Source organism: Sphingomonas corticis (genome assembly GCF_012035195.1).
GTDB lineage: Bacteria > Pseudomonadota > Alphaproteobacteria > Sphingomonadales > Sphingomonadaceae > Sphingomonas > Sphingomonas corticis.
On record NZ_JAAVJH010000006.1, the window covers coordinates 297,246 to 321,522 of the forward strand.

Annotated in this window: 21 protein-coding genes and 1 pseudogene; 14 read left to right on the top strand and 8 right to left on the bottom strand. The window is 71.3% G+C overall.

What is annotated here, in order from left to right; genetic code table 11:
* Positions 1 to 98: 98 nt before the first annotated feature.
* Positions 99 to 827, bottom strand: coding sequence for a TnsA endonuclease N-terminal domain-containing protein (locus HBH26_RS12225; protein WP_168134884.1), 729 nt, complete (start codon positions 825 to 827; stop codon positions 99 to 101).
* A gap of 168 nt (positions 828 to 995) precedes the next feature.
* On the opposite strand from HBH26_RS12225, the pseudogene HBH26_RS12230 reads away from it, so the two are divergent.
* A pseudogene (locus HBH26_RS12230) lies at positions 996 to 1,319 on the top strand (magnesium chelatase subunit ChlI family protein); the annotation flags it as partial.
* Between the two features lie 72 nt (positions 1,320 to 1,391).
* On the opposite strand, the gene HBH26_RS12235 reads toward HBH26_RS12230, so the two are convergent.
* The gene (locus tag HBH26_RS12235) at positions 1,392 to 2,714 is read right to left on the bottom strand and encodes a dicarboxylate/amino acid:cation symporter (RefSeq protein WP_168134885.1); all 1,323 of its coding nucleotides are present in this window, start codon (positions 2,712 to 2,714) and stop codon (positions 1,392 to 1,394) included.
* Between the two features lie 136 nt (positions 2,715 to 2,850).
* Here HBH26_RS12235 and HBH26_RS12240 point away from each other — a divergent pair, with 136 nt between their 5' ends.
* From HBH26_RS12240 to alaS, 3 genes are read left to right on the top strand one after another with little or no spacing between them, the layout of a single operon-like run.
* Positions 2,851 to 4,098 (top strand): M24 family metallopeptidase, encoded by a 1,248-nt coding sequence (locus tag HBH26_RS12240; protein WP_168134886.1) that lies wholly within the window; start codon positions 2,851 to 2,853, stop codon positions 4,096 to 4,098.
* 37 nt (positions 4,099 to 4,135) lie between these two features.
* Positions 4,136 to 5,110: a bile acid:sodium symporter family protein gene (locus HBH26_RS12245; RefSeq protein ID WP_338057351.1), complete on the top strand. Its 975-nt coding sequence runs from the start codon at positions 4,136 to 4,138 to the stop codon at positions 5,108 to 5,110.
* A gap of 33 nt (positions 5,111 to 5,143) precedes the next feature.
* Positions 5,144 to 7,807: an alanine--tRNA ligase gene (gene alaS, locus HBH26_RS12250; RefSeq protein ID WP_168134888.1), complete on the top strand. Its 2,664-nt coding sequence runs from the start codon at positions 5,144 to 5,146 to the stop codon at positions 7,805 to 7,807.
* Positions 7,808 to 7,992: 185 nt separating this feature from the next.
* On the opposite strand, the gene serB is transcribed toward alaS, so the two are convergent.
* Positions 7,993 to 8,871 (bottom strand): phosphoserine phosphatase SerB, encoded by an 879-nt coding sequence (gene serB, locus HBH26_RS12255; protein ID WP_168134889.1) that lies wholly within the window; start codon positions 8,869 to 8,871, stop codon positions 7,993 to 7,995.
* Between serB and miaA the strand changes: the two genes are divergently transcribed.
* The 5 genes from miaA (at position 8,870) to HBH26_RS12280 (ending at position 14,577) form a co-directional block, all read left to right on the top strand.
* A complete protein-coding gene (miaA, locus tag HBH26_RS12260) occupies positions 8,870 to 9,784 on the top strand; it encodes a tRNA (adenosine(37)-N6)-dimethylallyltransferase MiaA (RefSeq protein WP_168134890.1) in 915 nt (304 codons plus the stop codon). The two genes, serB and miaA, sit on opposite strands and share 2 nt — an antisense overlap.
* Before the next feature lie 51 nt (positions 9,785 to 9,835).
* Positions 9,836 to 11,587 carry an acetolactate synthase 3 large subunit gene (locus HBH26_RS12265; RefSeq protein ID WP_168134891.1) on the top strand — a complete coding sequence of 584 codons (1,752 nt, stop codon included), beginning with the start codon at positions 9,836 to 9,838 and terminating at the stop codon, positions 11,585 to 11,587.
* A 143-nt stretch (positions 11,588 to 11,730) separates the two neighbouring features.
* Entirely contained in the window at positions 11,731 to 12,246 is a 516-nt protein-coding gene (gene ilvN / locus HBH26_RS12270) for an acetolactate synthase small subunit (RefSeq protein ID WP_168134951.1), read from the top strand.
* 164 nt (positions 12,247 to 12,410) lie between these two features.
* The gene (gene ilvC / locus HBH26_RS12275) at positions 12,411 to 13,430 is read left to right on the top strand and encodes a ketol-acid reductoisomerase (protein ID WP_168134892.1); all 1,020 of its coding nucleotides are present in this window, start codon (positions 12,411 to 12,413) and stop codon (positions 13,428 to 13,430) included.
* 430 nt (positions 13,431 to 13,860) lie between these two features.
* Positions 13,861 to 14,577 (top strand): hypothetical protein, encoded by a 717-nt coding sequence (locus HBH26_RS12280; RefSeq protein WP_209308518.1) that lies wholly within the window; start codon positions 13,861 to 13,863, stop codon positions 14,575 to 14,577.
* Between the two features lie 215 nt (positions 14,578 to 14,792).
* Here HBH26_RS12280 and HBH26_RS12285 read toward each other — a convergent pair whose 3' ends face one another.
* A complete protein-coding gene (locus tag HBH26_RS12285; RefSeq protein ID WP_168134893.1) occupies positions 14,793 to 15,779 on the bottom strand; it encodes an SPOR domain-containing protein in 987 nt (328 codons plus the stop codon).
* A gap of 177 nt (positions 15,780 to 15,956) precedes the next feature.
* Here HBH26_RS12285 and HBH26_RS12290 point away from each other — a divergent pair, with 177 nt between their 5' ends.
* Genes HBH26_RS12290 through HBH26_RS12300 form a run of 3 tightly spaced genes read left to right on the top strand, consistent with a single transcriptional unit; the run spans position 15,957 to position 18,488 of the window.
* Entirely contained in the window at positions 15,957 to 16,673 is a 717-nt protein-coding gene (locus tag HBH26_RS12290) for a ParA family protein (protein WP_168134894.1), read from the top strand.
* The gene (locus HBH26_RS12295; RefSeq protein WP_420824988.1) at positions 16,673 to 17,140 is read left to right on the top strand and encodes a hypothetical protein; all 468 of its coding nucleotides are present in this window, start codon (positions 16,673 to 16,675) and stop codon (positions 17,138 to 17,140) included. The genes HBH26_RS12290 and HBH26_RS12295 overlap by 1 nt, the downstream gene beginning before the upstream one ends.
* Positions 17,141 to 17,159: 19 nt before the next feature.
* A complete protein-coding gene (locus HBH26_RS12300) occupies positions 17,160 to 18,488 on the top strand; it encodes an SPOR domain-containing protein (RefSeq protein ID WP_168134895.1) in 1,329 nt (442 codons plus the stop codon).
* A gap of 3 nt (positions 18,489 to 18,491) precedes the next feature.
* Here the strand turns inward: HBH26_RS12300 and HBH26_RS12305 are convergent, their stop codons facing one another.
* From HBH26_RS12305 to HBH26_RS12320, 4 genes are read right to left on the bottom strand one after another with little or no spacing between them, the layout of a single operon-like run.
* The gene (locus tag HBH26_RS12305; RefSeq protein WP_168134896.1) at positions 18,492 to 19,709 is read right to left on the bottom strand and encodes a dihydroorotase; all 1,218 of its coding nucleotides are present in this window, start codon (positions 19,707 to 19,709) and stop codon (positions 18,492 to 18,494) included.
* Entirely contained in the window at positions 19,706 to 20,689 is a 984-nt protein-coding gene (locus tag HBH26_RS12310; RefSeq protein ID WP_168134897.1) for an aspartate carbamoyltransferase catalytic subunit, read from the bottom strand. The genes HBH26_RS12305 and HBH26_RS12310 overlap by 4 nt, the downstream gene beginning before the upstream one ends.
* 13 nt (positions 20,690 to 20,702) lie before the next feature.
* Positions 20,703 to 21,188, bottom strand: coding sequence for a Holliday junction resolvase RuvX (ruvX, locus tag HBH26_RS12315; protein WP_168134898.1), 486 nt, complete (start codon positions 21,186 to 21,188; stop codon positions 20,703 to 20,705).
* Positions 21,185 to 22,288 (bottom strand): DUF3089 domain-containing protein, encoded by a 1,104-nt coding sequence (locus HBH26_RS12320; protein WP_168134899.1) that lies wholly within the window; start codon positions 22,286 to 22,288, stop codon positions 21,185 to 21,187. The genes ruvX and HBH26_RS12320 overlap by 4 nt, the downstream gene beginning before the upstream one ends.
* Positions 22,289 to 22,420: 132 nt before the next feature.
* Between HBH26_RS12320 and gatC the strand changes: the two genes are divergently transcribed.
* Positions 22,421 to 22,708 (top strand): Asp-tRNA(Asn)/Glu-tRNA(Gln) amidotransferase subunit GatC, encoded by a 288-nt coding sequence (gene gatC / locus HBH26_RS12325; protein WP_168134900.1) that lies wholly within the window; start codon positions 22,421 to 22,423, stop codon positions 22,706 to 22,708.
* Between the two features lie 76 nt (positions 22,709 to 22,784).
* On the top strand, positions 22,785 to 24,269 hold the full coding sequence (gene gatA / locus HBH26_RS12330) for an Asp-tRNA(Asn)/Glu-tRNA(Gln) amidotransferase subunit GatA (RefSeq protein WP_168134901.1): 1,485 nt from the start codon (positions 22,785 to 22,787) through the stop codon (positions 24,267 to 24,269).
* Positions 24,270 to 24,277 lie beyond the last annotated feature (8 nt).

Here is a 24,277-nt window from a genome sequence, read left to right on the forward strand (position 1 = left end):
CCCCCGTATCGGACCTTGTCACCCTTCTTCGTGCCGATCTTCATCTTGGCCTCGGCGGCTAACTGGTCCGCCTAGCTTACATTATGTTCCCTGAATGTTCACGCGGAATCTGCGTCCCACAATGACATCATGATCGGATCGTCGACGGGCCTGGGAAGGTCGCCGGGCGCGCGGGCGCAGACCACGGTCGCGTCGTCGAACGGACGGGAGAGGTCGCACAGCAGCATGCGCCAGGCCACGGCCTGCTCGATGCCTGCGCGGATGTCGGGCTCGTCCATACCCAGGCTGCGCAGCAGCGCGATCGCCTCCGCCACGGTGACGCCATGCGCGCCAAGCTCCCGGCGAATGTGGTCGAACGCCGCGAGCTCCGGGTCGGCGTCGAGGTGGCGTCGGAGCAGGCGCGCGTTGGCGAGGTAGGGCGTGCGGATGCGATCCTCGCTCATGATGCGGAAGGCGGCCCCCACGTTCTCGGCGGCGACGCGCCCGGCCTCGAACTTGGGCGCGTATTGCGCCGCGTTGGCGATGAGGTCGGCCTGGCGCTTCACCTCAATGACATAGCGGCTTGGTGCGTCGTCCCCTGACGCGTGCAGCTGCACGATGATGTCGGGGGTGTATCGCCGCGCCCTGCCGTTCGTCGCGTACTCGATGATCGGCTGGGTGAGCAGGTCGTAGGTGCCGGGCGCGAAGGCCAGCTGCTCCAGCAGTTCGGCCTCCAGCTCCGATTCGACCTGCTGCGGTCCCGAAGGCGTGCGCAGCGGGACCATGCTTCGGAACGAACTGAACGTCGCCTCGATGGGGCGCTGCTGGAAGTGCTCTTTAAGGACCATAAGACCGACTTTAGAATAGGTTACGGCTCTCCCGCCACGCGAAACTGGTCGCATGTGCTTTTCCTCTCTTGCTAATTGGTCGCGCTGACTTGTCAGCTATTCCGACTGGCTTGTGCGATGTTCGGGGCTCGGGGCATGATCCGGTCCGACATGGTTTTCGGATTCACAGCCGACCTGTCGCTGCCGCCCCCGGCGGAGGGATCGCGCGAGGTCGCCGCGCGGGTCGCGGCGGCGCGGGCGGTGCAGCGCGCGCGGCAGGGCGGTACCAACGCGGAACTCGACGGCGAGCCGCTGGAGCGATGCGCCGCGCCGGACGAGGCGGGACGCGTGCTGCTGGCGGAGGCGGCGGCGACGATGCGGCTGTCGGCGCGCGGCTATACGCGCGTCCTGCGCGTCGCGCGCACGATCGCCGACCTCGCCGCGGTGGAACGGGTGTCCCGCCTCCACGTGGCGGAGGCGCTAAGCTACCGCCGGCGCGCGCCGGTGAACTGACGCAGAGCCGCCGCCACCGGCCCGGCACCACGTCGGCGTGGCGACGGGGGGATGCGCCGGCGCGGCGATCCGTCACACCTCCCGGAAGCTCTCCACGGCGCGCGCGGGGCCGTCGCCGCTCGGGGCGTGCGGCGGCTCGATCGCGACGGGTTCGGGCGGGTCGAAGCCGCCTTCCCACTTGGCGACCACCGCGCTCGCCACCGCGTTGCCGATCACGTTGGTGGCGGTGCGGCCCATGTCGAGGAAATGGTCGATGGCGAGGATCAGCAGCAGCCCCGCCTCGGGCAGGTTGAACATCGGCAGCGTCGCGGCGATCACGACCAGGCTGGCGCGCGGCACGCCCGCGATCCCCTTGCTGGTCACCATCAGCACCAGCAGCATCGTCACCATCTGCCCGATGGACATGTCGATGCCGTAGGCCTGCGCGATGAAGATCGACGCGAAGGTCATGTAGATCATCGACCCGTCCAGATTGAACGAATAGCCGAGCGGCAGCACGAAGCTGGCCACGCGCGGCGGCACGCCGAACCGGTCCAGCGCCTCCAGCATCCGCGGGTACGCCGCCTCGGACGAGGCGGTGGAGAAGGCGACCAGCAGCGGCTCGCGCACGTGGCGGATCAGGTCGACGATGCGTCGCCCGATGAAGACGAACCCCGCGCCCAGCAGCACGCACCACAAGAGCAGCAGCGAGGCGTAGAAGCTGCCCATGAAATAGGCGAGTTGGCCGATCACGCCCGCGCCGCGTTCCGTCAGCGTGCCGGCCACCGCGGCGAAGACCGCGACCGGCGCCACGCGCATGACGTAGTCGGTGATCTGCAGCATGACGTGGACCAGGGCGTCGATCGCCTTGACCAGCGGCGCCGCCTTCTCCCCCACCGCGGTGATGGCGACGCCGACGAACACGGAAAGGACGACGATCTGCAGAATTTCGTTCTTCGCCATCGCGTCGATCATCGATGCGGGGACGATATGCGTCACGAAGTCCTTCAGGTTGAACGCGCCCGTTTCCAGCCCCGCGGTCGCCGTGGCGGCGGGCAGGGCGAGGTTCAGGCCGACGCCGGGCTGAAGCAGGTTGACCATCAGCAGGCCGAGCGACAGCGACACCAGGCTGGCGGTGATGAACCAGGCGAGACTGCGCGCGCCGATGCGGCCCAGCGCCTTGGTGTCGCCCATCTGTGCGATGCCGCTGACCAGCGTGGCGAACACCAGCGGCGCGATGATCATCTTGATGAGGCGCAGGAACAGCGTGGTGACGATCGAGAAATAGCCCGCGATCGTGGTCAGCCGCTCGCCCGCCGCGGCGCTGCCGTCGTCGATCGCGGCGTGGATCGACAGCCCGACGATCAACCCCGCCACGAGGCCGATCAGGATATAGGTGGTCAGCCGCTTGGCCATTCGATGCTCCCGTCGCTCCTCGTCCGAACCGTCATGCCGGGCTTGTCCCGGCATCCACCGTGCGGCAGGAGCCTGTCAGGCTGTGTTTGCGTCACGGTGGACCCCGGGACAAGTCCGGGGTGACGAAGGAGGCTCGATGCATTTTGCCCCATCCCGACGCCGCGTCCTCGCCGCCGCCGCGCTGATGCCCCTCGCCGGCGTGCTTCGCGCCGCCGAGCCCGACCTCTCCGGCCTGTCGGACATCACCGCCGGCGCCGTGCCGATCGGCGTGGCCGAACGCACCGGCCGGCTGCGTCGCGCGCAGGCGCTGATGAAGGCGGCCGGGATCGGTGCGATCGTGATCGAGCCGGGGGCGAGCCTGATCTACTTCACCGGCGTCCGCTGGGGACGCAGCGAGCGGCTGACCTGCGCGGTGATCCCGATGGAGGGCGAGCCGTGCATCGTCACCCCCTTTTTCGAAGAGCCCTCCGTCCGCCTCAGCCTGGCCGTGCCGGCGCAGGTGCGGACCTGGAACGAGGACGAGGAGCCGACGCGCGTGATCGCCGGCTTTCTGAAGGATCGCGGCCTTTCGCGGCGGCCGGTGGGGATCGAGGAGACGGTGCGCTTCTTCGCCGTCGACCGCCTGCGCCGCGCCGCGCCCGACGCGCGGCTGGTGAGCGCCGACGCGGTGGTGCGCGGCTGCCGGATGCGCAAGACGCCGGCGGAGATCGCGCTGATGCAACTGGCCACGGACGTGACGGTCGCCGCCTACCGCTTCGTCCACCCGCGGGTGGAGCCGGGGATGACCGGCGCGGACGTCGGCGCGCTGATGTCCGCCGCGACGCGCCGGCTGGGCGGTGCGCCCGAGTTCAGCATGGCGCTGGTCGGTCCCGACGCGGCGCTGCCCCACGGCGGCACCGCGCCGCGCCGGATCGCGAAGGGCGACGTGGTGCTGATGGACTGCGGATGCACGGTCGAGGGCTATCAATCGGACGTGTCGCGCACCTTCGTCGTCGGCACGCCGCCCGCCGAGGTACGCCGCGTGTGGTCCGAGGTGGCGAGGGGGCAGCAGGTCGCGTTCGCCGCGGCACGGATCGGCACGCCCGCGGGGGCCGTCGACGATGCGGTGCGCCGCCATTACGAAACGCTCGGCTACGGCCCCGGCTATCGCCTGCCCGGCCTGTCGCACCGCACCGGTCACGGCATCGGCATGGAGGGCCACGAGCCCGTCAACCTGGTCCACGGCGAGGCGACCCCGCTGGCGGAGGGGATGTGCTTCTCCGACGAGCCCGGCCTCTACCTGCCGGGACGCTTCGGCGTGCGGCTGGAGGATTGCTTCCACATGACCGCCGCCGGACCCAAGTGGTTCAGCGAACCCCCGGCGAGCATCGAGCGGCCGGTGTGATGCGCCGCGCGGAGGCGGGTTGGGGGGCGGGCGCGTGATCCGGCGCGTGCTGGCGGTGTTCGAACCGTTCATCCTGATGCTGCTCGGCACCGTCGTGCTGGCGAGCGTGCTGCCGCCGCGCGGCGCCTTCGCGCCGGTCGCCTCCGCGGCGGCGACGGTCGGCATCGTCGTCCTGTTCTTCCTGCACGGCGCGAAGCTGTCGCGCGCGGCGCTGATCGACGGCGTGCGGCAGTGGCGGCTGCACGCGGCGGTGCTGGCGATCACCTTCCTCGTCTTCCCCCTGCTCGGCCTGCTGCTGGCCGGCGCGTTGAGCGGGCCGGTGGCGACGGGGCTGCTCTTCCTCACGCTGCTGCCCTCCACCGTGCAATCCTCGATCGCGTTCACCGCCATCGCGCGCGGCAACGTGGCGGCGGCGGTGTGCAGCGCGTCCTTCTCCAACCTGCTCGGCATCCTCGCCACGCCGCTGCTCGTCGCTCTGCTGATGGACCAGGCCGGCGCGGGCGTCTCCGCCGCGTCGGTGGAGGCGATCGTGCTGCACCTGCTGCTGCCGTTCGCCGCCGGGCACCTGCTGCGGCCCTGGATCGGCGCCTGGGTGACGCGGCAGCGGCGCCTGCTCTCGCTGGTCGACCGCGGGTCGATCCTGCTGGTCGTCTACACCGCTTTCGGCGCGGCGGTGGTGGAGGGGCTGTGGCGCCGCGTCTCGCCCGGCGACCTCGCCGTCATCACCGGCCTGTGCTGCCTCCTCCTCACACTCGTGCTGCTCATCACGCTGCTGGCCGGGCGGGCGATGCGGCTGCGGCGCGAGGACGCGGTGGTGCTGCTGTTCTGCGGTTCGAAGAAGAGCCTCGCCTCGGGCGTGCCGATGGCGGGGGTGCTCTTTCCGGCGGCGCAGGTCGGCATCGTGCTGCTGCCCGTCATGATCTTCCACCAGATCCAGCTGGTCGCCTGCGCCATGATCGCGCGGCGATGGGGCGCCGCGGCCGATTCCGGCACAGGTGGCGAAGCTCCCTAGTCACCGCGCGATCGCGCGATTAAGTCGCAGGCCATGACCTCGACCAACGATCTCCGCCGCTCGTTCCTCGACTATTTCGGCAGCGCCGGGCACACCATCGTGCCGTCCGCGCCGCTGGTGCCGCAGAACGATCCGACGCTGATGTTCGTCAACGCCGGCATGGTGCCGTTCAAGAACGTGTTCACCGGGCTGGAGACGCGGCCCTACAGCACCGCCACCTCGTCGCAGAAGTGCGTGCGCGCGGGCGGCAAGCACAACGACCTCGACAATGTCGGCTACACCGCGCGGCACCACACCTTCTTCGAAATGCTCGGCAATTTCTCGTTCGGCGACTATTTCAAGGAACAGGCTATCCTGCACGCCTGGACGCTGCTGACGAAGGAATGGGGGCTGCCGGCGGACCGGCTGACCGCGACGGTCTACCACACCGACGATCAGGCGTTCGCGCTGTGGCAGAAAATCGCGGGCCTGCCCGACCACCGCATCATCCGCATCGCCACCAAGGACAATTTCTGGGCGATGGGCAGCGACGGGCCGTGCGGGCCGTGCAGCGAGATCTTCTACGACCACGGCGATCATATCCCCGGCGGCCCTCCCGGCTCGCCGGACGAGGACGGCGACCGCTTCGTCGAAATCTGGAACCTCGTCTTCATGCAGCATCTGCAGGAGGCGGACGCCATCGTCGGCGACCTGCCGCGCCCGTCGATCGATACCGGCATGGGGCTGGAGCGCGTCGCCGCGGTGATGCAGGGCGTCCACGACAATTACGATACCGACGCCTTCAAGGCGCTGATCGCCGCGTCGGGCGCGCTGACGCACACCGCGACCACGGGCGACAACCAGGCGTCGCACCGCGTCATCGCCGATCACCTGCGCTGCTCGGGCTTCCTGGTCGCGGACGGCGTACTGCCCGCCAACGAGGGGCGCGGCTACGTCCTGCGCCGCATCATGCGCCGCGCGATGCGCCACGCGCATCTGCTGGGCGCAAAGGAGCCGCTGATGCACCGGCTGGTCCCCGCGCTGGTCGCGGAGATGGGGGCCGCCTATCCCGAGTTGGTCCGCGCGCAGCCGCTGATCGAGGCGACGCTGCAACAGGAGGAGACGCGCTTCCGCCAGACGCTCGACAAGGGGCTGAAGCTGCTGGACGAGGCAACCGCGGGAATGCAGCCGGGCGACGTGCTGGCCGGCGAGACCGCGTTCAAGCTCTACGACACGTACGGTTTCCCCTACGACCTGACCGAGGACGCGCTGCGCGCGCAGGAGTTCGGCGTCGACCGCGCCGGTTTCGACGCGGCGATGGCGGAGCAGAAGCGCGCCGCGCGCGCCGCGTGGAAGGGGTCGGGCGCGAAGGCGTCGGACGAATTGTGGTTCGACCTGGCCGACGAGGTCGGCGCGACCGAGTTCACCGGCTACGCCAGCGATACCGGCGAGGGCGTCGTCCTGGCGCTCGTGAAAGACGGCGCGCGTGTCGAGAGGGCGGCGGCGGGCGACAGCGTGGACGTGATCGTCAATCAGACGCCCTTCTACGCCGAGAGCGGCGGTCAGGTGGGAGACGCCGGCACGCTGTCGGGCGATGACCTGCGCGCGACGGTGACGGATACGTCGAAGCAGCTCGGCAAGTTGTGGATCCATCACGCGACGATCGAGGCGGGCGTGCTGAAGGTCGGCGACGGCGTGAAACTGGCGATCGACGTCGCCCGCCGCGCGGCGATCCGCGCCAACCACTCGGCGACGCACCTGCTGCACGAGGCGCTGCGCCAGCGGCTGGGCACGCACGTGGCGCAGAAGGGCAGCCTGGTGGCGCCCGAGCGTCTGCGTTTCGACGTGTCGCACCCGAGCGCCATGAGCGCGGCGGAACTGGCGGACGCGGAGACCGCGGTGAACGCGAAGATTCGGCAGAACGGCGCGGTCACGACGCGGCTGATGACGCCCGACGACGCGATCGCGATGGGCGCGATGGCGCTGTTCGGCGAGAAGTACGGCGACGAGGTTCGCGTCGTGTCCATGGGCAGCGACGACGACGGCGAGACCTATTCGATCGAGCTGTGCGGCGGCACCCACGTCAGCGCGCTGGGCGATATCGGGCTGATGAAGATCGTCGGCGAGGGCGCGGTCTCCTCCGGCGTGCGCCGCGTGGAGGCGCTGACCGGGGAAGCGGCTCGCGCCTACCTCTCGGCGCGCGACGACAAATTGCGTGAGGCCGCGGCGGCGCTGAAAACCTCGCCCGACGACGTGCCCGCGCGCGTCGCCGCGCTGGTGGAGGAGCGCCGCCGGCTGGAGCGCGAGCTGGCCGAGGCGAAGAAGGCGCTCGCTCTGTCCGGCGGCGGCGGTGGCGGGGCGCCGGCCGGGCCGGAGACGGTGGGCGGCGTCCCCTTCGTCGCGCAGGTGCTCGACGGCTTCGACGCCAAGGGGCTGCGCGGCGCGGTGGACGAGGCCAAGCAGCGCATCGGGTCGGGCGTCGCCATGCTGGTGGCGGTGAACGACGGCCGCGCCTCGGTCGCGGTCGGCGTCACCGCGGACTTGACCGGGCGCCTGAACGCGGTCGAGCTGACGAAGCGCGCGGTGGCGGCGCTCGGCGGGCAGGGCGGCGGGGGACGGCCCGACATGGCGCAGGGCGGCGGCCCGAACGGCGACAAGGCCGCGGACGCGGTAGCGGCGGTGCGGGCGGCGCTGGAGGGGGCGGCGGCTACGGCGTGAATGGCCGTGCGGTCCACGTCGACCTTCGTTCGCCCTGAAGGGCCGTTGAGCCTGTCGAAACGGCGTCTCGACGGGTGCTTCGAGATGGATCTTCGGCTCCGGCACATTGTGCCGAAGCCTGTCCTGAGCGCCTGCCTCGGCAGGCAGTGGAAGGGCTCAGCCCCTCAGCACGAACGGTAATGGCACTATTTGACCCATTCCTTCTTCGGCACGCCCTGCGCCCACAGCAGCGCGGTGAGATCGCCGTGGTCGATCCGCGCCATCGCGGCGGCGGCGACGATCGGCTTGGCGCGATAGGCGACGCCCAGCCCGGCACTCTCGATCATCGACAAGTCGTTCGCGCCGTCGCCCACCGCCAGCGTCGCCGTGTCGGCGAGGCCTAGCTCGGCGCGATAGTCGATCAGCGTCGCCTTCTTCGTCGCGGCCCCGACGATCGGCCGCGCGACCGTGCCGGTCAGCGCTCCTCCGTCGACCTCCAGCACGTTGGCGATGGCACGGTCGAAGCCGATCTCCGCCGCGACCGGTCCGGCGAAGCGGGTGAAGCCACCCGACACCAGCACCGCGGTCGCGCCCCAGCCGCGCATGGTCCGCACCAGCGTCGCGGCACCGGGCATCGTCCGCACGCGCTCGGCCAGGCAGCGATCGATCACGCCGGCGTCCAGCCCCTTGAGCAGCGCCACGCGCGCGTCGAGCGCCGCCTCGAAATCCAGCTCGCCGCGCATCGCCGCCTCGGTGATGGCGGCGATCTGCGGCTTGATGCCGGCATAGTCGGCCAGCTCGTCGATGCATTCGACCGTAATCATCGTCGAATCCATGTCGGCGATCAGCAGCATCCGGCGTCGGCCGTCGCGCGGCTGGACGACGACGTCGACGCCCTCGAACGCGCTTTCCAGCATGGTGCGCGCGTCGGCGGGGGCCAGTTCGAAATGAAGATCGGCGGCGTCGCCCTCGTCGATCCAGCCCAGCGTGGTGGGCACGCAGCCGGCGGCGGCGAGCCGGTCGTTCGCGTCCGCCACGATGTTGGGCGCCAGCCGCCCCGCTGCTATCAGCGTCGCCGTGAACATGTCGTCTTCCCGTTTGCCGAAGGTCGCGCTCATCGCAGGGCCGACCGCCAGCGGCAAGAGCGCGCTGGCGCTCGAGCTGGCCGAGCGCATCGACGGCACGGTGGTGAACGCGGACGCGAGCCAGGTGTATCGCGACCTGCGCATCCTCTCGGCGCGGCCAACGCGTGAGGAGGAGGCGCGGGTGCCGCACCGATTGTTCGGCCATGTCGACGGCGCGCGCGCCTGTTCCGCCGCCGACTGGGCCGCGGACGCGCGGACGGCGATCGATCAGGTTCACGGCGAGGGGCGGGTCCCGGTGCTGGTGGGCGGTACCGGCCTCTACCTGCGCACGCTGCTGGACGGGATCGCCCCGGTGCCCGCGATCGACCCGGGCGTGCGCGCGGCGGTGCGCGCGCTGCCGGTGGCGGCGGCGCACGAGGCGCTGACGCGCGAGGATCCGGCGGCGGCCGCGCGGCTGTCGTCCGGCGACACCGCGCGGGTCGCGCGCGCGCTAGAGGTGGTGCGATCGACCGGGCGCCCGCTCGCCGCGTGGCAGCAGGAGCGGCGGGGCGGGATCGCGCATCGTGTCGCGCTGTCCCCGGTGATCCTGCTGCCCGATCGCGCCACGCTGTTCGCGCGCTGCGACCGGCGGCTCGCCGCCATGTTCGACGCGGGCGCGGTGCAGGAGGTGGCCGGGTTGCTGTCGCGCGAGGACGTGCCCGCGGACGCGCCGGTCCGACGCGCCATCGGCGTGGCGGAGATCGCGGCGATGCTGGCGGGCGGCTTGTCGCGCGACGAGGCGCTGGCCGGTGCGCAGCTGGCCACGCGGCGCTATGCCAAGCGGCAATACACCTGGTTCCGACATCAGCCACCCGCGGACTGGCTGCGCTGCGATGCAGCAAATTCGCAATTTTATTTCTCTGAAAACGTTTGACGCGCAATTTTGCATAGCCTAGCGCACCGCCATCAACGAAGGAGACCTGACGTGACCGAGAAGAGCGGAGCCGATATCCTGGTCGAGGCGCTGTGCGATCTCGGCGTGGAGGTCGTGTTCGGCTATCCGGGCGGTGCCGTCCTGCCGATCTACGACGCGATGTTCCGCAGCAAGCGGATCAAGCACGTCCTCGTCCGGCACGAGCAGGCGGCGACCCACGCGGCGGAGGGCTATGCCCGCGCCACCGGCAAGCCCGGCGTGGTCCTGGTCACCTCCGGCCCCGGCGCGACCAACGCCGTCACCGGCATCACCGACGCGCTGATGGATTCGATCCCCATGGTCGTCATCACCGGCCAGGTGCCGACGACGCTGATCGGCTCCGACGCCTTCCAGGAGGCGGACACGGTCGGCATCACGCGCCACTGCACCAAGCACAATTACCTGGTGAAGGATCCCGCGCGGCTCGGCGCGGTGATCCACGAGGCGTTCCACATCGCCACGTCGGGCCGCCCCGGCCCGGTCGTCGTCGACATCCCCAAGGACGTGCAGGTCGCCAGCGCGCGCTACGCCAAACCGGGCCCGATCCAGCACAAGACCTATCGCCCCGCGCTGAAGGCGGACCGTGCCGCGATCGAGCAGGTGGTCGACCTGCTCGCCGCCGCCGAGCGTCCGGTCCTGTACACCGGGGGCGGGATCATCAACGCCGGACCGGGGGCGTCGCAGCTGCTGCGCGAGCTGGTTCGGCTTACCGGCGCGCCGGTCACGTCCACGCTGATGGGGCTCGGCGCCTTTCCCGCGTCCGCGCCGCAGTGGCTCGGCATGCTCGGGATGCATGGCACCTACGAGGCCAATCTCGCGATGAACGAGGCGGACCTGATCGTGAACATCGGAGCGCGCTTCGACGATCGCGTGACCGGCCGGCTGGACGCCTTTGCACCGAACAGCCGCAAGGTGCACATCGACATCGACCGGTCCAGCATCAACAAGACGGTGCGGATCGACCATGCCGTCGTCGCCGATGCGGGCCACGCGCTGGAGGACATGGTGCGGCTGTGGAAGGCGCGGCAGCACCCGAAACCCGATCTCGACGCCTGGTGGCGGCGGATCGAGGGGTGGCGCGCGCGGCAGTGCCTGTCCTTTCCCGAGGATGCGGCAAGCGACGTCATCATGCCGCAGCGCGCGATCCGCGCCCTGCACGAGGCGACCAAGGCGCGCCAGCCGATCATCACGACGGAGGTGGGCCAGCACCAGATGTGGGCGGCACAGCATTTCGGCTTCGAGCTGCCGAACAAGTGGCTGACCAGCGGAGGCCTGGGTACCATGGGCTACGGGCTGCCCGCGGCGATCGGCGCGCAGCTGGGCAATCCCAACGCGCTCGTCATCGATATCGCGGGCGAGGCGAGCATCCAGATGAACATCCAGGAGCTGGCCACCGCCACGCAATACCGGCTGCCGGTCAAGATCTTCATCCTCAACAACGAATATATGGGGATGGTCCGCCAGTGGCAGGAGCTGACGTACGAGAGCCGCTATGCGGAGAGCTATTCGGACAGCCTGCCCGACTTCGTGAAGCTGGCCGAGGCATATGACTGGAAGGGCATTCGGATCGACACCCGCGAGCAGCTGGACGGCGGCATCGCCGACATGCTGGCGCACGACGGCCCGGTGATGGTCGACTGCCGCGTGGCGAAGCTGGCGAACTGCTTCCCGATGATCCCCAGCGGGGCGGCGCACACGGACATGATCCTGCAGGCCAACGAGGTGTCGGGCACCATGGACGACGAGGCCAAGGCGCTGGTTTGAACGCAACCCTTGCCTCCCCGGCACGGGGAGGGGGACCATGCGGAGCATGGTGGAGGGGAATGCGGCACGCGACACGTTGGTGGCAGGCGACCCCTGCACCACCCGCGACGCGAGCGGCCCCCTCTCCGTTCCGGGGAGATATGATGCACATCAGAGAAGAGACCGCCGAACGCCACACGCTGGCGGTGATCGTGGACAACGAGCCGGGCATCCTTGCCCGCATCGCTGGGCTGTTCACCGCGCGCGGCTACAACATCGAATCGCTGACCGTCAGCGAGATCACGGCGGACAAGGCCGTCAGCCGCATCACCATCGTGACCAGCGCCGGCCCCGCCACGCTGGAGCAGATCGTGGCGCAGCTCGACCGATTGGTGCCGGTCCACCGCGTCCACGACCTGACCGCGGAGGGCGACCACGTCGAGCGCGAGCTGGCGATGGTGAAGGTGCGCGGCACCGGCGACCACCGGATCGAGGCGCTGCGGCTGGCCGACGTCTATCGCGCGCGCGTGGTCGATGCGACCACCAGCAGCTTCGTCTTCGAAGTCACCGGCGGGCGCGCGAAGATCGACAAGTTCGTCGAGCTGATGGCCGAGGTCGGCCTGATCGAGGTCGCGCGCACCGGCATCGTCGCGATCGCGCGGGGCAGCGAGGCGGCCTGAAATCACCCCTCTCCCATCGGGAGAGGGAGGGGCCCGTCGCGCAGCGATGGGAGGGGGAGGGCGACCGGCTCTCCTGCCCCGCACCACCCTCACCAACTCCGACTAGGCGGCAAGCCGCCAAGTCTTCGTATCCTCTCCCACCGGGAGAGGCAGAAAGGGACCTCATGAAAGTCTATTACGATCACGACGCCGACCTGAACCTGGTGACGGGCAAGAAGATCGCCATCGTCGGCTACGGCAGCCAGGGGCACGCGCACGCGCAGAACCTGCGCGATTCGGGTGTGAAGGACGTGGCGATCGCGCTGCGCGAGGGTTCGGCGACCGCGAAGAAGGCGCAAGGCGCCGGCTTCAAGGTGATGAGCAACCGCGAGGCGGCGGAATGGGCCGACATCATCATGATCCTGGCGCCCGACGAGCATCAGGCGGCGATCTGGAACGACGACCTGAAGGGCCGCGTGAAGCCCGGCGCCGCGCTCGCCTTCGCGCACGGGCTGAACGTGCACTTCGGCCTGATCGAAGCGCCCGCCGACATCGACGTCATCATGATCGCGCCCAAGGGCCCCGGCCACACCGTGCGCAGCGAGTACGTGCGGGGCGGCGGCGTGCCGTGCCTGATCGCCGTGCAGCAGGATGCCAGCGGCAACGCGCACGACGTCGCGCTCGCCTATGCCAGTGCGGTCGGCGGCGGCCGTTCGGGCATCATCGAGACCAATTTCAAGGAAGAGTGCGAGACCGACCTGTTCGGCGAGCAGGCGGTGCTGTGCGGCGGCATCACCCACCTGATCCAGGCGGGGTTCGAGACGCTGGTCGAGGCGGGCTACGCGCCGGAAATGGCCTATTTCGAGTGCCTGCACGAGACGAAGCTGATCGTCGACCTGCTGTACGAGGGCGGCATCGCGGATATGCGCTACTCGATCTCGAACACCGCCGAGTACGGCGACATCGTGACCGGTCCGCGGATCATCACCGACGAGACGAAGAAGGAGATGAAGCGCGTGCTGGCCGACATCCAGTCGGGCCGGTTCGTGAAGAACTTCGTCCTCGACAATCGCGCCGGCCAGCCCGAGCTGAAGGCGGCGCGCAAGGCGGCGGCGGCGCACCCGATCGAGCAGGTGGGCAGCAACCTGCGCGCGATGATGCCGTGGATCGGCGCGAACAAGCTGGTGGACAAGGAGAAGAATTGACGCGCAGCGCGGCAGCGGCGGCAAGGCCGCGCGCTGACTCGCACAATCGCGGACGGCACGGCAAGCCAGCCCATCGGGCACGGCTTTGCCGGGCCGGCGGGTGACGGTGACGAGAAGGAGTGCGGCTTCGGTCGACCTTCGGGCAAGACCTCACTCGTGCTCCCGCGAAGGCGGGAGCCCAGAGCCGCGAGGGATGCAAGGCGTTGTCCTGCCTTTCCCCGGGAAATTCCGCGTGCGCGGGAACGCCATGATACGTCACGACGACCTGCCCCTCTACGCCGACCAGCCGAGCTGGAGCGTTCAGCGGGGCGACAGGCGGGGGCGGGATAATCGTCGTTCCCTTGGCCCGACGTGGCGCCTCTCGCAGGGTCGGGAACCCGATCCGCCGCCGCCTCGTTGCTCAGGCGAACCAATCGCAGGAGATTCCCTCGTGAAGCGTATTGTTCTGACCGCCCTTCTTCTCGGCACCGCCGGCGTGCCCTCGCTGGCGTCCGCGCAGACTGCGCCCGCTCCGGCCGCCGGTGCGGCCCCCGCCACGGGCGCGGCGCCGACCGTCGGCGCCACCGTCTACGACACCAGCGGCGGCACCGTCGGCACGATTGCCAGCACCGACGGCACCAACGCCGTCATCGACACCGGTGCCGTGAAGGCGGCGGTGCCGGTCACCTCGCTGGGTGCGGGCGCCAAGGGGCCCGTGCTGGCGATGACCAAGGCGCAGCTCGACGCCGCCGCCGGCCAGCAGCAGGCGCAGGCCAGCGCCGACTTCAAGGCCAAGCTGGTCCCCGGCGCCTCGGTCTACGGCACGGGCGGCGCGCAGCTCGGCACGATCAAGACGGTCGACGCCAGCACGGTGACGGTGACGACCGCGCAGGGCGATGCCGCACTGCCGATCGCGGGTTTCGGCCCCGGTCCGCAAGGCGTGACGATCGGCATGACGGCGGCGCAGCTGTCCGCGGCGATGGGCAGCGCGGCCGGCGGCGCGGCGGCGACCACGGGTGCGGCGACGGGCGCCGCCACCGGCGCGACGTCGACCACCACCGAGACGTCCACCACCGCGACGACGCCGGCGGCGGGCGCGAGCGGCGAGGCCGCCACGACGACCACGACCACCACGGAAAAGAAGACGACCAAGCGCAAGCCGCGCTGATCGGACCCATTTTTCGGTGAAACGACCACGGCTCCGGGGTGCGAGCCCCGGGGCCGTTCGCCTGTTTGTGACGACTGACGCCAGCACGCGGTTCGTCGAGCCGGAACCTCCCGGGTTGCCGGTGTTTGCCCGGCACGTGCCACGACCGATGCCGCCCCTCTTGCGGCGCCTCGCTCGCGGGGCGCCGCGACCAGCTCAGTGGAGGGTCTGTCGCTCTACCGCACCACCACGCAGGCGCCGCCGGCACGACCGCACGCACGCTGCGCCTCCGCGCGGGTTCCGAAGCCGGCGACCTGCAGCTTGGTGAGGCCGTTCGCCGCGACGTAGGACGGCGAGCCGCCCACCCTGCCGCCGACCGACGACCACAGGCCCCGCGCGTTGCCGGCGTCGCGGAAGGCGCCGAGCTGGATCCGCCACGCGCCGCCCGAGGGGGCGGAAACGCGCGCCACTGCGGGCCGGGGTGCGGGCTTGGCCGCGGGCGGGGGAGGGGAAGCGGGCTCGGCGCGGACGACCTCGGGCTTCGGCGCCTTGGGCACCCTCGGCGGCTTCGGCGCGGCCGCGACGCGCGTCGGCCGCGTTTCCACCTCGCTCGGTGGCACGGGCACGGTGCCGACCGGCGATCCCGCGCCCGCCAGAGCGGTGCGACCGCCGGTCTCGATCCGCTTGGCCAGCGTGATCCCCTCGCGCCGCTGCGCCTCGGGAATGTAGCGGTCCATCTGCGCCAGTGTCTGCGAACCCTGCGGCAGGCCCTGCTGCGACGATCGCGTGACGAGCGCGTAGGCGCGGGTCCAGTCGCGCGTCACGCCGTCGCCGTTGAACAGCATGGTGCCGAGCACCAGCTCGCTGCGCTTCTCGTCGCGCGCCACCGATTTCTCCAGCCAGGGCAGCGCCTCGGCCTTCTTGCCGTCCTGGAACAGCGCCAGGCCGTAATTCTCCTCCGCCTTGGGATGGCCCTGCACCGCGGCCTTGCGGAACCACTCGGTCGCCTGCACCTGATCGGTCGGCACGCCGCGGCCCAGCTTGTAGGCCTGGCCCAGGTTGAACTGCGCGTCGGCGTCGCCGTCGCCCGCCGGGCCGCGCCACTCGGCGACCGCCCGGGCGAACTCGCCGCGGCCCCACGCCTCGACGCCCGCCTTCACGTCCGCGGTCGCGGGCAGCACGGCCAGCGCGGTGGCGAGTATTGCGGAATAGAACGTCCTCATCAGCCCACCCCTCGAAGCGACCCAGTCGAAATGTCGAGCCGTCGCGATAGTGCCGAAAGATTAACCATCCGTCATCCCGATCCGGGACAAAGTGAAGGTAAGCACCGCCGTTAACCTTTCCTCCATCCCGGTCTGCGATCTCCGTCGTGGAACAATCGCGGGGAGTGCGACGGAAACATGCGTGTGCTGGCCATGGCATCGCAGAAGGGCGGATCGGGCAAGACCACGCTGTCGGGGCACCTTGCGGTGCAGGCGCAGCTGGCGGGGGCCGGGCCGGTCGTTCTGATCGACATCGATCCGCAAGGGTCGCTGGCGGACTGGTGGAATGAGCGCGAGGACGAATATCCCGCCTTCGCGCAGACGACGGTCGCCCGGCTCGCCGCGGACCTGGAGGTGCTGCGCCAGCAGGGCTTCCGCATGGCGGTGATCGACACGCCGCCCGCCATCACCGTCGCCATCCAGAGCGTGATCCAGGTGGCCGAGCTGATCGTCATCCCCACGCGTCCCTCGCCGCACGACCTGCGCGCGGTGGGTGCCACCGTCGATCTGTGCGAGCGCGCGGGCAAGCCGCTGGTCTTCGTCGTCAACGCTGCCACGCCCAAGGCGCGGATCACCAGCGACGCCGCCGTGGCGCTGTCTCAGCACGGCACCGTCGCGCCGATCACGATCCACCAGCGCACCGACTTCGCCGCGTCGATGATCGACGGGCGTACCGTGATGGAGGTCGATCCGAAGGGGCGTTCCGCCGCGGAAGTGACGGCCCTCTGGGAATATCTGTCCGACCGGCTGGAAAAGAACTTCCGCCGCACCGTCTTCGCCGCGCCCAAGTCGCCGGCTGGCTACATTCCGACGCGGCCGCAGGGCAGCGGCTTCGGCCGCCGGGTGATCGGCTGATGCTGGGCGGAGCCAAGCCGCTGGCGTCGCTGTCGTCGACGCTGCTCGCGCGCAAGGGACAGGCGCGTCCGGCGATGCGCCGCCAGGCGACGCTCGCCTCGCTGTCGCAGGCCGGCGACGACCTGGGCTGGAACGACATGGGCGAGCCGCTTCCCCTGCCGGTGCTGCCACCCGTGCTGGAGGAGCGCGCGCAGCTGGAAGAGGCGATCGCGCCCGAGCCCGTCGCCGCACCCGCCCCTGCCCCCGTACCCGCGGCGGTCGTCGCGGCGGTGGCGGCGTCCGTGCCGCACGGCCGCAAGGCGGCCTTCACGCTGCGGCTGGACAGCGAGCGCCACCTGCGCCTGCGCCTCGCTTCCGCCGCGCGCGGCCGTTCGGCGCAGCAACTCGTCACCGACGCGCTCGACGCGCTGATCGCCACCATGCCCGAGGTCGAGGCGCTGCGCGGGCAGCTGCCGACGGGCGCCTGATCGATCCGAGGATTGTGAGATGAAGCTGCACCTGACCGGAGCCGGTATCGTCACGCTGCTGATCGCGGCGGCCGTGCCCTCCATCGCGCCCGTCATCGCCCCCGCCGTCGCCGACGCGCGCCACGACGCGCGTGCGCAGAAGAAGGCCGCGGAGGCCGCGGTGAAGGCGGGCAAGGCGATGAAGAAGCGCCAGTGGGAGAAGGCGATCGCCGGGGCCGAGGCCGCGGTGGCGCTGAACCCCGCCGACGCGGGCTATCGCACGCTGCTGGGCAGCGCGTATCTGAAGGGTGGCCGCTTCGCCTCCGCGGAGGCGGCGTATCGCGACGTCATGACGTTGCAGCCGGAGAATGCGACGGTGGCGTTGAACCTGGCGCTGGCGCAGGTCGGCGCCGGTCGCTGGGCCGAGGCGCGCGCCACGCTGGAGCGGCACGCCGCCGCCATCCCCGCGGCCGACCGCGGGCTGGCGCTGGCGCTGGCGGGCGATCCGGCCGGCGCGGTCGACGTGCTGACGGTGGCGACGCGCTCGCCCGAGGCCACGCCGAAGACGCGGCAGAACCTGGCGCTGGCGCTCGCGTTAGCCGGACGCTGGCAGGAGGCGCGCACGCTGGTCGGGCTGGACCTGGCGCCGGTGGAGGCGGACAAGCGCATCGTCGAGTGGGCGGCGTTCGCGCGGCCCGCATCCGCGTCCGATCAGGTCGCCTCGCTGCTCGGCATCCGCCCGGTCGCCGACCCCGGCCTGCCGGTGGCGCTGGCGCTGGCGGGCGCTGTGCCCGTGGCGGTCGCCGCGACGAACGAGGCGCCGATCGACAGCTTCATGCCCAAGGCCAATGTCGAGGCGGAGCAGCAGCTCGCCGCCGAGCCGCCGGCACCGGCACAAGGCCCCGTCGCCGCGCCGGCGCCCACGCCCGCCGCGACGATCGCACGGGCCATGATCGCGCAGCAGGCCGTGTCGCCGCCGCTGATCGCCGCGTCCGCATCGTACAAGACGGCGGTCGCCGCCCGCCGCTCGACCGCGAAGGCGGCAGTGGGCGCCGCGCGTGCGCCCGCCAAGGGCGACTGGGTCGTGCAGATCGGCGCGTTTGAGAATGCCGCGGTGGCGAAGGACGGCTGGACCCGCGCCACGCGACGCTTCCCCGCGCTGGGCGTCCACGCGCCCGGCGGCATGAACGCGGCGGTGAAGGGGGCGAGCTTCTATCGTCTGTCCGTCGGCGGTTTCGCGCGCGCCGACGCGGTGGCGCTGTGCCGCAGCTATCGCGTGCGCGGCGGATTGTGCTTCGTGCGCCAGCAGGCGGGCGATCGGCTGGCCGCCTGGGCCCGGCCCCGCGGGATCCAGCTGGCCTCGCGCTGAGGCTCAGCCGACGGCCCGGCCGGCCTTCCAAAGACCGGCGACCCGGCCCTGCACGGGCAGGCCGTCGAACGGCGTGTTGCCGGCGATGCCGGGCAGCGCGTCGGCGTCGATGCGCCACGGCGCGTCCGCGTCCACCAGCACCAGGTCGGCCGGCATCCCCGCCGCCAGCGTGCCCGCCTCCAGGCCGAGGAGGCGCGCGGGCGCGGTGGCGAGCAGCGCGAACAGCCGCTCAAGGGTGACAATACCGTCGCGCACCAGGCCAAGGCCCAGCGCCAGCAGCGTCGCCGCCCCCGCCGCGCCGACGCTCGAGTCGGCGAACGGCAGCCGCTTCTCCTCCGGCCCGCGCGGATCGTGGCCGGAGCACAGCACGTCGATCGTCCCGTCCGCCAGCGCGGCCAATGCCGCGCGCCGGTCGCCCTCGTCGCGAAGCGGCGGGGAGAGATGGGCGAAGGTGCGGAAGTCGCTCATCGCGATGTCGGAGAGGAGCAGGTGCGCCGGCGTGATGCCGCAGGTGACGCGCACGCCGCGCGCCTTGGCCGCGCGCACCAGCGCGAAGGCGGCGGCGGTGGTCACCTGGCGCAGGTGGAGCCGCGCGCCAGTCTCCTCCGCGAGCATCAGGTCGCGTGTGACCGCCAGCGCCTCGGCCAGCGCCGGGGCGGCGGGCAGGCCGAGCCGCGTGGCGGTCTCCCCCGCGGTCGCCACCGCGCCGCCGGTGAGGCCGGCATCCTCGGCATGGCTCATGACGACGACGTCGAGGTCGCGGGCGTAGGAGAGGACCCGGTGCATCACGCCGCTGTCGGCGATCCAATGCCGCCCGGTGCCGACCGCGCGCGCGCCGGCCGACAGGCACACCGCCATCTCGGCCAGGTCCGCGCCAGCGTTGCCGCGCGTAGCGGCGGCGATCGGGTGGATCCACAGGTCCGGCCGTCCGATCAGCGCCAGCCGCTGCACCGCGCCGGGCTCGTCCAGTGGCGGCGACTGGTCGGGCAGGGGGGCGACGCGCACGATCCCGCCCGCGCGGCACGCGGCGCGGTCGATCGCGCCGACGCCCAGGTCGACGATGGCGGGGGCCAGGATGCGGCCGCGGCAGTCGATGACGTGCGCGTCGGCGGGCGTCTCTCCCGGCGCGATCGCGCCGTCGACGACCAGCAGGTCGCCGCGCCGCTCCCCCGCCGCGGGGCAGACGATCCGCGCATCGCGGAAGAGGATCGCGCCGCTCATGCCCAGCCCTCCACGCCGCGACGCCGCCGCGTCAGCACGTCGAGGCAGGCCATGCGGACGGCGACGCCCATCGCCACCTGCTCGGTGATGGCGGAGCGCTCGACATGGTCGGCGACCGCCGAGTCGATCTCGACGCCGCGGTTCATCGGGCCGGGGTGCATGACCAGCGCGCCGGGCGCCCGCCGCTCCAGCCGGTCGAGCGTCAGTCCGTAGCGCAGATGGTATTCGCGCACCGACGGCACGTACCCGCCCGCCATCCGCTCGGTCTGCAAGCGCAGCATCATGACCACGTCGGCCCCCTCCATCGCGGCGTCGAAGTCGGTGAACGGCGTCACGCCGAAGCGCTCGATTGCGGGGGGCATCAGCGTGGAGGGCGCACACACGCGCACCTCGGCGGCGAGCGCGGTCAGGGCCAGAATGTTGGACCGTGCGACGCGGCTGTGCAGCAGGTCGCCGCAGATCACCACGCGCCGGTTGGCGACGCCGCCCAGTCGCCGCCGGATCGTCAGCGCGTCGAGCAGCGCCTGCGTCGGGTGCTCGTGCCGCCCGTCGCCCGCGTTCAGCACCGGGCAGTCGACCTTGTCCGCGATCAGCCGCACCGCGCCGGACGACATGTGGCGGATGACGATGACGTCCGCGCGCATCGCGTTCAGCGTCATCGCGGTGTCGATCAGCGTCTCGCCCTTCTTCACGCTGGACTGCGCGGCGTGCATGTTGACGACGTCGGCACCCAGCCGCTTGCCCGCGATCTCGAAGGACAGCAGCGTCCGCGTCGAATTCTCGAAGAAGGCGTTGATCTGCGTGAGGCCGGCCAGCCGCTTCTCCGGTCCCCCGGGCGCGGCGTCGACCCAGCGCTCCGCCTCGTCCAGCAGAAAGGTGATCTCGTGGGGCTCCAGCCCCTCGATCCCGGTGAGGTGACGATGGGGGAACACGGCGCCCCCCTCGATCAGCGTTCCGGGGCGGTGGTCCGACGGCGGCATCGGGATCGAGCGGTTAGTCGTCCGCGGCGGCGCGCGCAACCGCGTTCACCAGCGCGTCGATCGCACCCTGCAGGATGTGCGCGGCGGCGGCCGAATCGATCCGGTCGGCGCGCTTGCCGCGGCTCATGTCCTGCGCGATCAGCGCGCGCTCGGCCGCGACGGTGGACCAGCGCTCGTCGTAGAGGAGGATGGGTAGCGACAGGTCGGCGAGATTGCGCGCGAAGGCGCGGGTGGATTGGGTGCGCGGGCTGTCGCTGCCGTCCATGTTGAGCGGCAGCCCGACGACGAGGCCCTTCACACCCTGAGTCGCGACCATTGCGGCCAGCGCCTCCTTGTCCTTGGTGAACTTCGTGCGGCGGATCAGCGCGGCCGGGCTGGCGAAGGACCAGCCGGCGTCGCACAGCGCGGTGCCGATCGTCTTCGTGCCGACGTCTAGGCCAAGCAGCCGACCGCCGCCGGACAGCGCCGCGGCGAATGCCGCCGTGTCCGTCGTCGTCATCGCGCCGCCATCCGCCGCGCGGCATCGGCGCGCACGTCGCCCCAGAACAGGCTGTAGTCGTAGACGTGGTAGTTGTTGCCGGGCAGCGTGTACGGGCCGATCTGCGGTGGCTGCCCGATCAGCAGGATGCCGCGCCCGTCGCAGCGCGCGCCGACGCGTCCCGCCTCGATCCACGCGTCCGTCATGCCCTCGTTGGGCAACAGGGTGCCGCGATTGGCGCTCGCCGGGGCGGCGGCGTCCGGTGTGCCGGTGATCGGGTTGGTGCACAGGATGCGCGTGCCGCGGCGCGGCCGCCCATCGAAGCCGGTGGTGGCGTCGAACGTGTCGAGGATCAGCGACGGGTCGGCCGGCTCCGCGAAGCTCTGCCACGACAGAATGCAGCCGCGCTGGTCCGCGCCGGCGCAGGCGGGCAGCCCGAGGCGCGGCAGGTCGGTCTCGATCGAAGCCGGCCAGCCCACGACATAAGCGGCGACGATCCGGCGCGCGAGCGCGGCGTCGGTTGCCACCCGGTCGCGCAGCAGGTGCGTCAGGTGGCGCGCGCCCTGGCTGTGCCCGGCCAGGATGATCGGGCGATCCGCCGGGAGAGCGGCGAGGAAGGCGTCGAACGCGGCGGCGACGTCGCGATAGGCGGCGTCGAGCGCGCGCTCGGCATCCGCCTCGCTGGTCAAGAAGGCGCCGAACGTCGCCTGGCGGTAGCGCGGCGCCCATATCTCGCCCGCCTGGTTGAAGGCGCTGGCCTGCCCGCGCAGGAACAGCGCGGCGCGCGCGTTCGCCTCGGCATCGTCGAGCGGCGCGTTCCAATGTGCGCGGCTAAGGAAGGAGGTGGGATGGATGAAGAATATCGCCGCGCCGCCGGGCTCCTTTCGCGGGCGGTGTCCCGCGGGCGTCCACAGCGCCGGATTGCCCGGGATGTCGGGCCGGGCCAGCCACATCCGCGGCTCGCGATAGGCGGCGGCCTGCATCGCGGCGGCGGGGCGGAAGCGCTCGCCCGGCACCATCGCCATGCGCATCAGCTCGACGCCGAAGAAGCGATAGGCGAAGGCGGCGGCGATCGCGAGCACGATCAGCGCGGCGACGACGTAGAGGAACTTGCGGACCAAGCGGGCATCCATGCTGCGGTGCGGCAAGATCGCCGCACGCGCAATCGCAATCGCCGTGACGCATGATTGCGGACGGCGCAACAGGCAGGCGGTTGCGCCCCGCGCGGGTGGGATGGTAGCGGCGGGTCCACCATGTCCGTCGACACCGCCACCGTCCGCCGCATCGCCGGCCTCGCCCGCATCGCCATCTCCGACGAGGAAGCGGCGCGGCTCGCGCCCGAACTGGGCAACATCCTCGACTGGATCGAGCAATTGTCCGAGGTGGACACCGCCGACGTCGAACCCGTCACTGCGGTGATCGCAAACGCGCTGCGCCTTCGCGACGACGTCGTGACCGACGGCGGCATCCGCGATCGGGTGCTCGCGAACGCGCCGCAGGCGGAGCACGGCTTCTTCACCGTGCCGAAGGTGATCGAATGAGCGTTTCCGCGCAATCGATCATCCCGGCGAAGGCCGGGATCCAGCATCCCGCACGCTCCCGTTTCGGATTGATCCCATGACCGACCTGACCGACCTCGGCATCCGCGGCCTTCGCGACGGCTTTCATGCCGGGGACTTCTCCGCGCGCGAGGTGGCCGACGCGTTCAACGCCGCGGTCGCCGCGGCGAAGCCGCTCAACGCCTTCATCGTCGAGACGCCCGAGCATGCCCTCGCGGCGGCAGATGCCGCCGATGCGGCGCGTGCCGCGGGCGAGCCGGCGAAGCCACTGGCGGGCGTGCCGATCGGCATGAAGGACCTCTTCTGCACCAAGGGCGTGCAGAGCACGGCGGCGAGCCACATCCTCGAAGGCTTCACGCCCGAATATGAGAGCACGGTCTCGCAGCGGCTGTTCGACGCCGGCGCGGGGATGCTTGGCAAGCTGAACATGGACCAGTTCGCCATGGGCTCGTCCAACGAGACCAGCTACTTCGGCAACGTGGTCTCGCCGTGGCGGCGCAAGGACGGCGGCAACGCGGCGCTGGCGCCGGGCGGCTCGTCGGGCGGCAGCTCCGCCGCGGTCGCGGCGCGCATCGCGCCGGGGGCGACCGGCACCGACACCGGCGGCTCGATCCGCCAGCCCGCGGCATTCACCGGCATCTCCGGCATCAAGCCCACCTACGGCCGCTGCTCGCGATGGGGCACGATCGCCTTCGCCTCCTCCCTCGACCAGGCGGGACCGATGGCGCGCGACGTGCGCGACTGCGCGATCATGCTGGAGGCGATGAGCGGCTTCGACGCGAAAGACGCGACCTCGCTCGACCTGCCGGTGCCGCAGTGGGAAGCGGGGCTGAACGCCAGCCTGGCCGGCAAGCGCGTCGGCATCCCGCGCGAGTATCGCGTCGACAACATGCCCGCGGAGATCGACGCGCTGTGGCAGCAGGGCGTCGCCTGGGTGAAGGACGCCGGCGCCGAGGTGGTGGAGGTGTCGCTGCCGCACACCAGATACGCGCTGCCCGCCTATTACATCATCGCGCCCGCCGAGGCGTCGTCGAACCTCGCCCGCTACGACGGCGTCCGCTACGGGCTGCGGGATCTGCCCGATGGCGCGAACCTGCAGCAGATGTACGCGCAGACCCGCGCCGAAGGGTTCGGCGACGAGGTGAAGCGCCGCATCCTCATCGGAACCTACGTGCTCTCCGCGGGCTTCTACGACGCTTATTACACGCAGGCGCAGAAGGTCCGCGCGCTGATCGCGCGCGATTTCGATCGCGCGTGGGAGCAGTGCGACGTGCTGCTGACGCCGACCGCGCCGTCCGCGGCGTTCGCGCTGGGCGAAAAGTCGGCGGATCCGATCGCGATGTACCTCAACGACGTGTTCACCGTTCCTTCCTCGCTGGCCGGTCTGCCGGCGATGAGCGTGCCGGGCGGGCTTGACGCCGCGGGGCTGCCGCTGGGTCTGCAGATCATCGGCCGGGCGCTGGACGAGCAGGGCGTGCTGAACGCCGCGCTGGCGATCGAGGAGCGCGCCGGCTTCGTCGCGCGGCCGGCGAGATGGTGGTAGAAGGCGCG

What these genes read in the sequence shown, in the direction of transcription:
- ilvC (WP_168134892.1), top strand. Translation starts at nt 12,411, where the DNA reads ATGAAAGTCTATTACGATCACGACGCCGACCTGAACCTGGTGACGGGC.
- HBH26_RS12240 (WP_168134886.1), top strand. Translation starts at nt 2,851, where the DNA reads ATGCATTTTGCCCCATCCCGACGCCGCGTCCTCGCCGCCGCCGCGCTG.
- HBH26_RS12225 (WP_168134884.1), bottom strand. Translation starts at nt 827, where the DNA reads ATGGTCCTTAAAGAGCACTTCCAGCAGCGCCCCATCGAGGCGACGTTC.
- miaA (WP_168134890.1), top strand. Translation starts at nt 8,870, where the DNA reads ATGTCGTCTTCCCGTTTGCCGAAGGTCGCGCTCATCGCAGGGCCGACC.
- gatA (WP_168134901.1), top strand. Translation starts at nt 22,785, where the DNA reads ATGACCGACCTGACCGACCTCGGCATCCGCGGCCTTCGCGACGGCTTT.
- HBH26_RS12295 (WP_420824988.1), top strand. Translation starts at nt 16,673, where the DNA reads ATGCTGGGCGGAGCCAAGCCGCTGGCGTCGCTGTCGTCGACGCTGCTC.
- HBH26_RS12300 (WP_168134895.1), top strand. Translation starts at nt 17,160, where the DNA reads ATGAAGCTGCACCTGACCGGAGCCGGTATCGTCACGCTGCTGATCGCG.
- ruvX (WP_168134898.1), bottom strand. Translation starts at nt 21,188, where the DNA reads ATGACGACGACGGACACGGCGGCATTCGCCGCGGCGCTGTCCGGCGGC.
- HBH26_RS12235 (WP_168134885.1), bottom strand. Translation starts at nt 2,714, where the DNA reads ATGGCCAAGCGGCTGACCACCTATATCCTGATCGGCCTCGTGGCGGGG.
- gatC (WP_168134900.1), top strand. Translation starts at nt 22,421, where the DNA reads ATGTCCGTCGACACCGCCACCGTCCGCCGCATCGCCGGCCTCGCCCGC.
- ilvN (WP_168134951.1), top strand. Translation starts at nt 11,731, where the DNA reads ATGCACATCAGAGAAGAGACCGCCGAACGCCACACGCTGGCGGTGATC.
- serB (WP_168134889.1), bottom strand. Translation starts at nt 8,871, where the DNA reads ATGTTCACGGCGACGCTGATAGCAGCGGGGCGGCTGGCGCCCAACATC.
- HBH26_RS12285 (WP_168134893.1), bottom strand. Translation starts at nt 15,779, where the DNA reads ATGAGGACGTTCTATTCCGCAATACTCGCCACCGCGCTGGCCGTGCTG.
- HBH26_RS12310 (WP_168134897.1), bottom strand. Translation starts at nt 20,689, where the DNA reads ATGCCGCCGTCGGACCACCGCCCCGGAACGCTGATCGAGGGGGGCGCC.
- alaS (WP_168134888.1), top strand. Translation starts at nt 5,144, where the DNA reads ATGACCTCGACCAACGATCTCCGCCGCTCGTTCCTCGACTATTTCGGC.
- HBH26_RS12305 (WP_168134896.1), bottom strand. Translation starts at nt 19,709, where the DNA reads ATGAGCGGCGCGATCCTCTTCCGCGATGCGCGGATCGTCTGCCCCGCG.
- HBH26_RS12290 (WP_168134894.1), top strand. Translation starts at nt 15,957, where the DNA reads ATGCGTGTGCTGGCCATGGCATCGCAGAAGGGCGGATCGGGCAAGACC.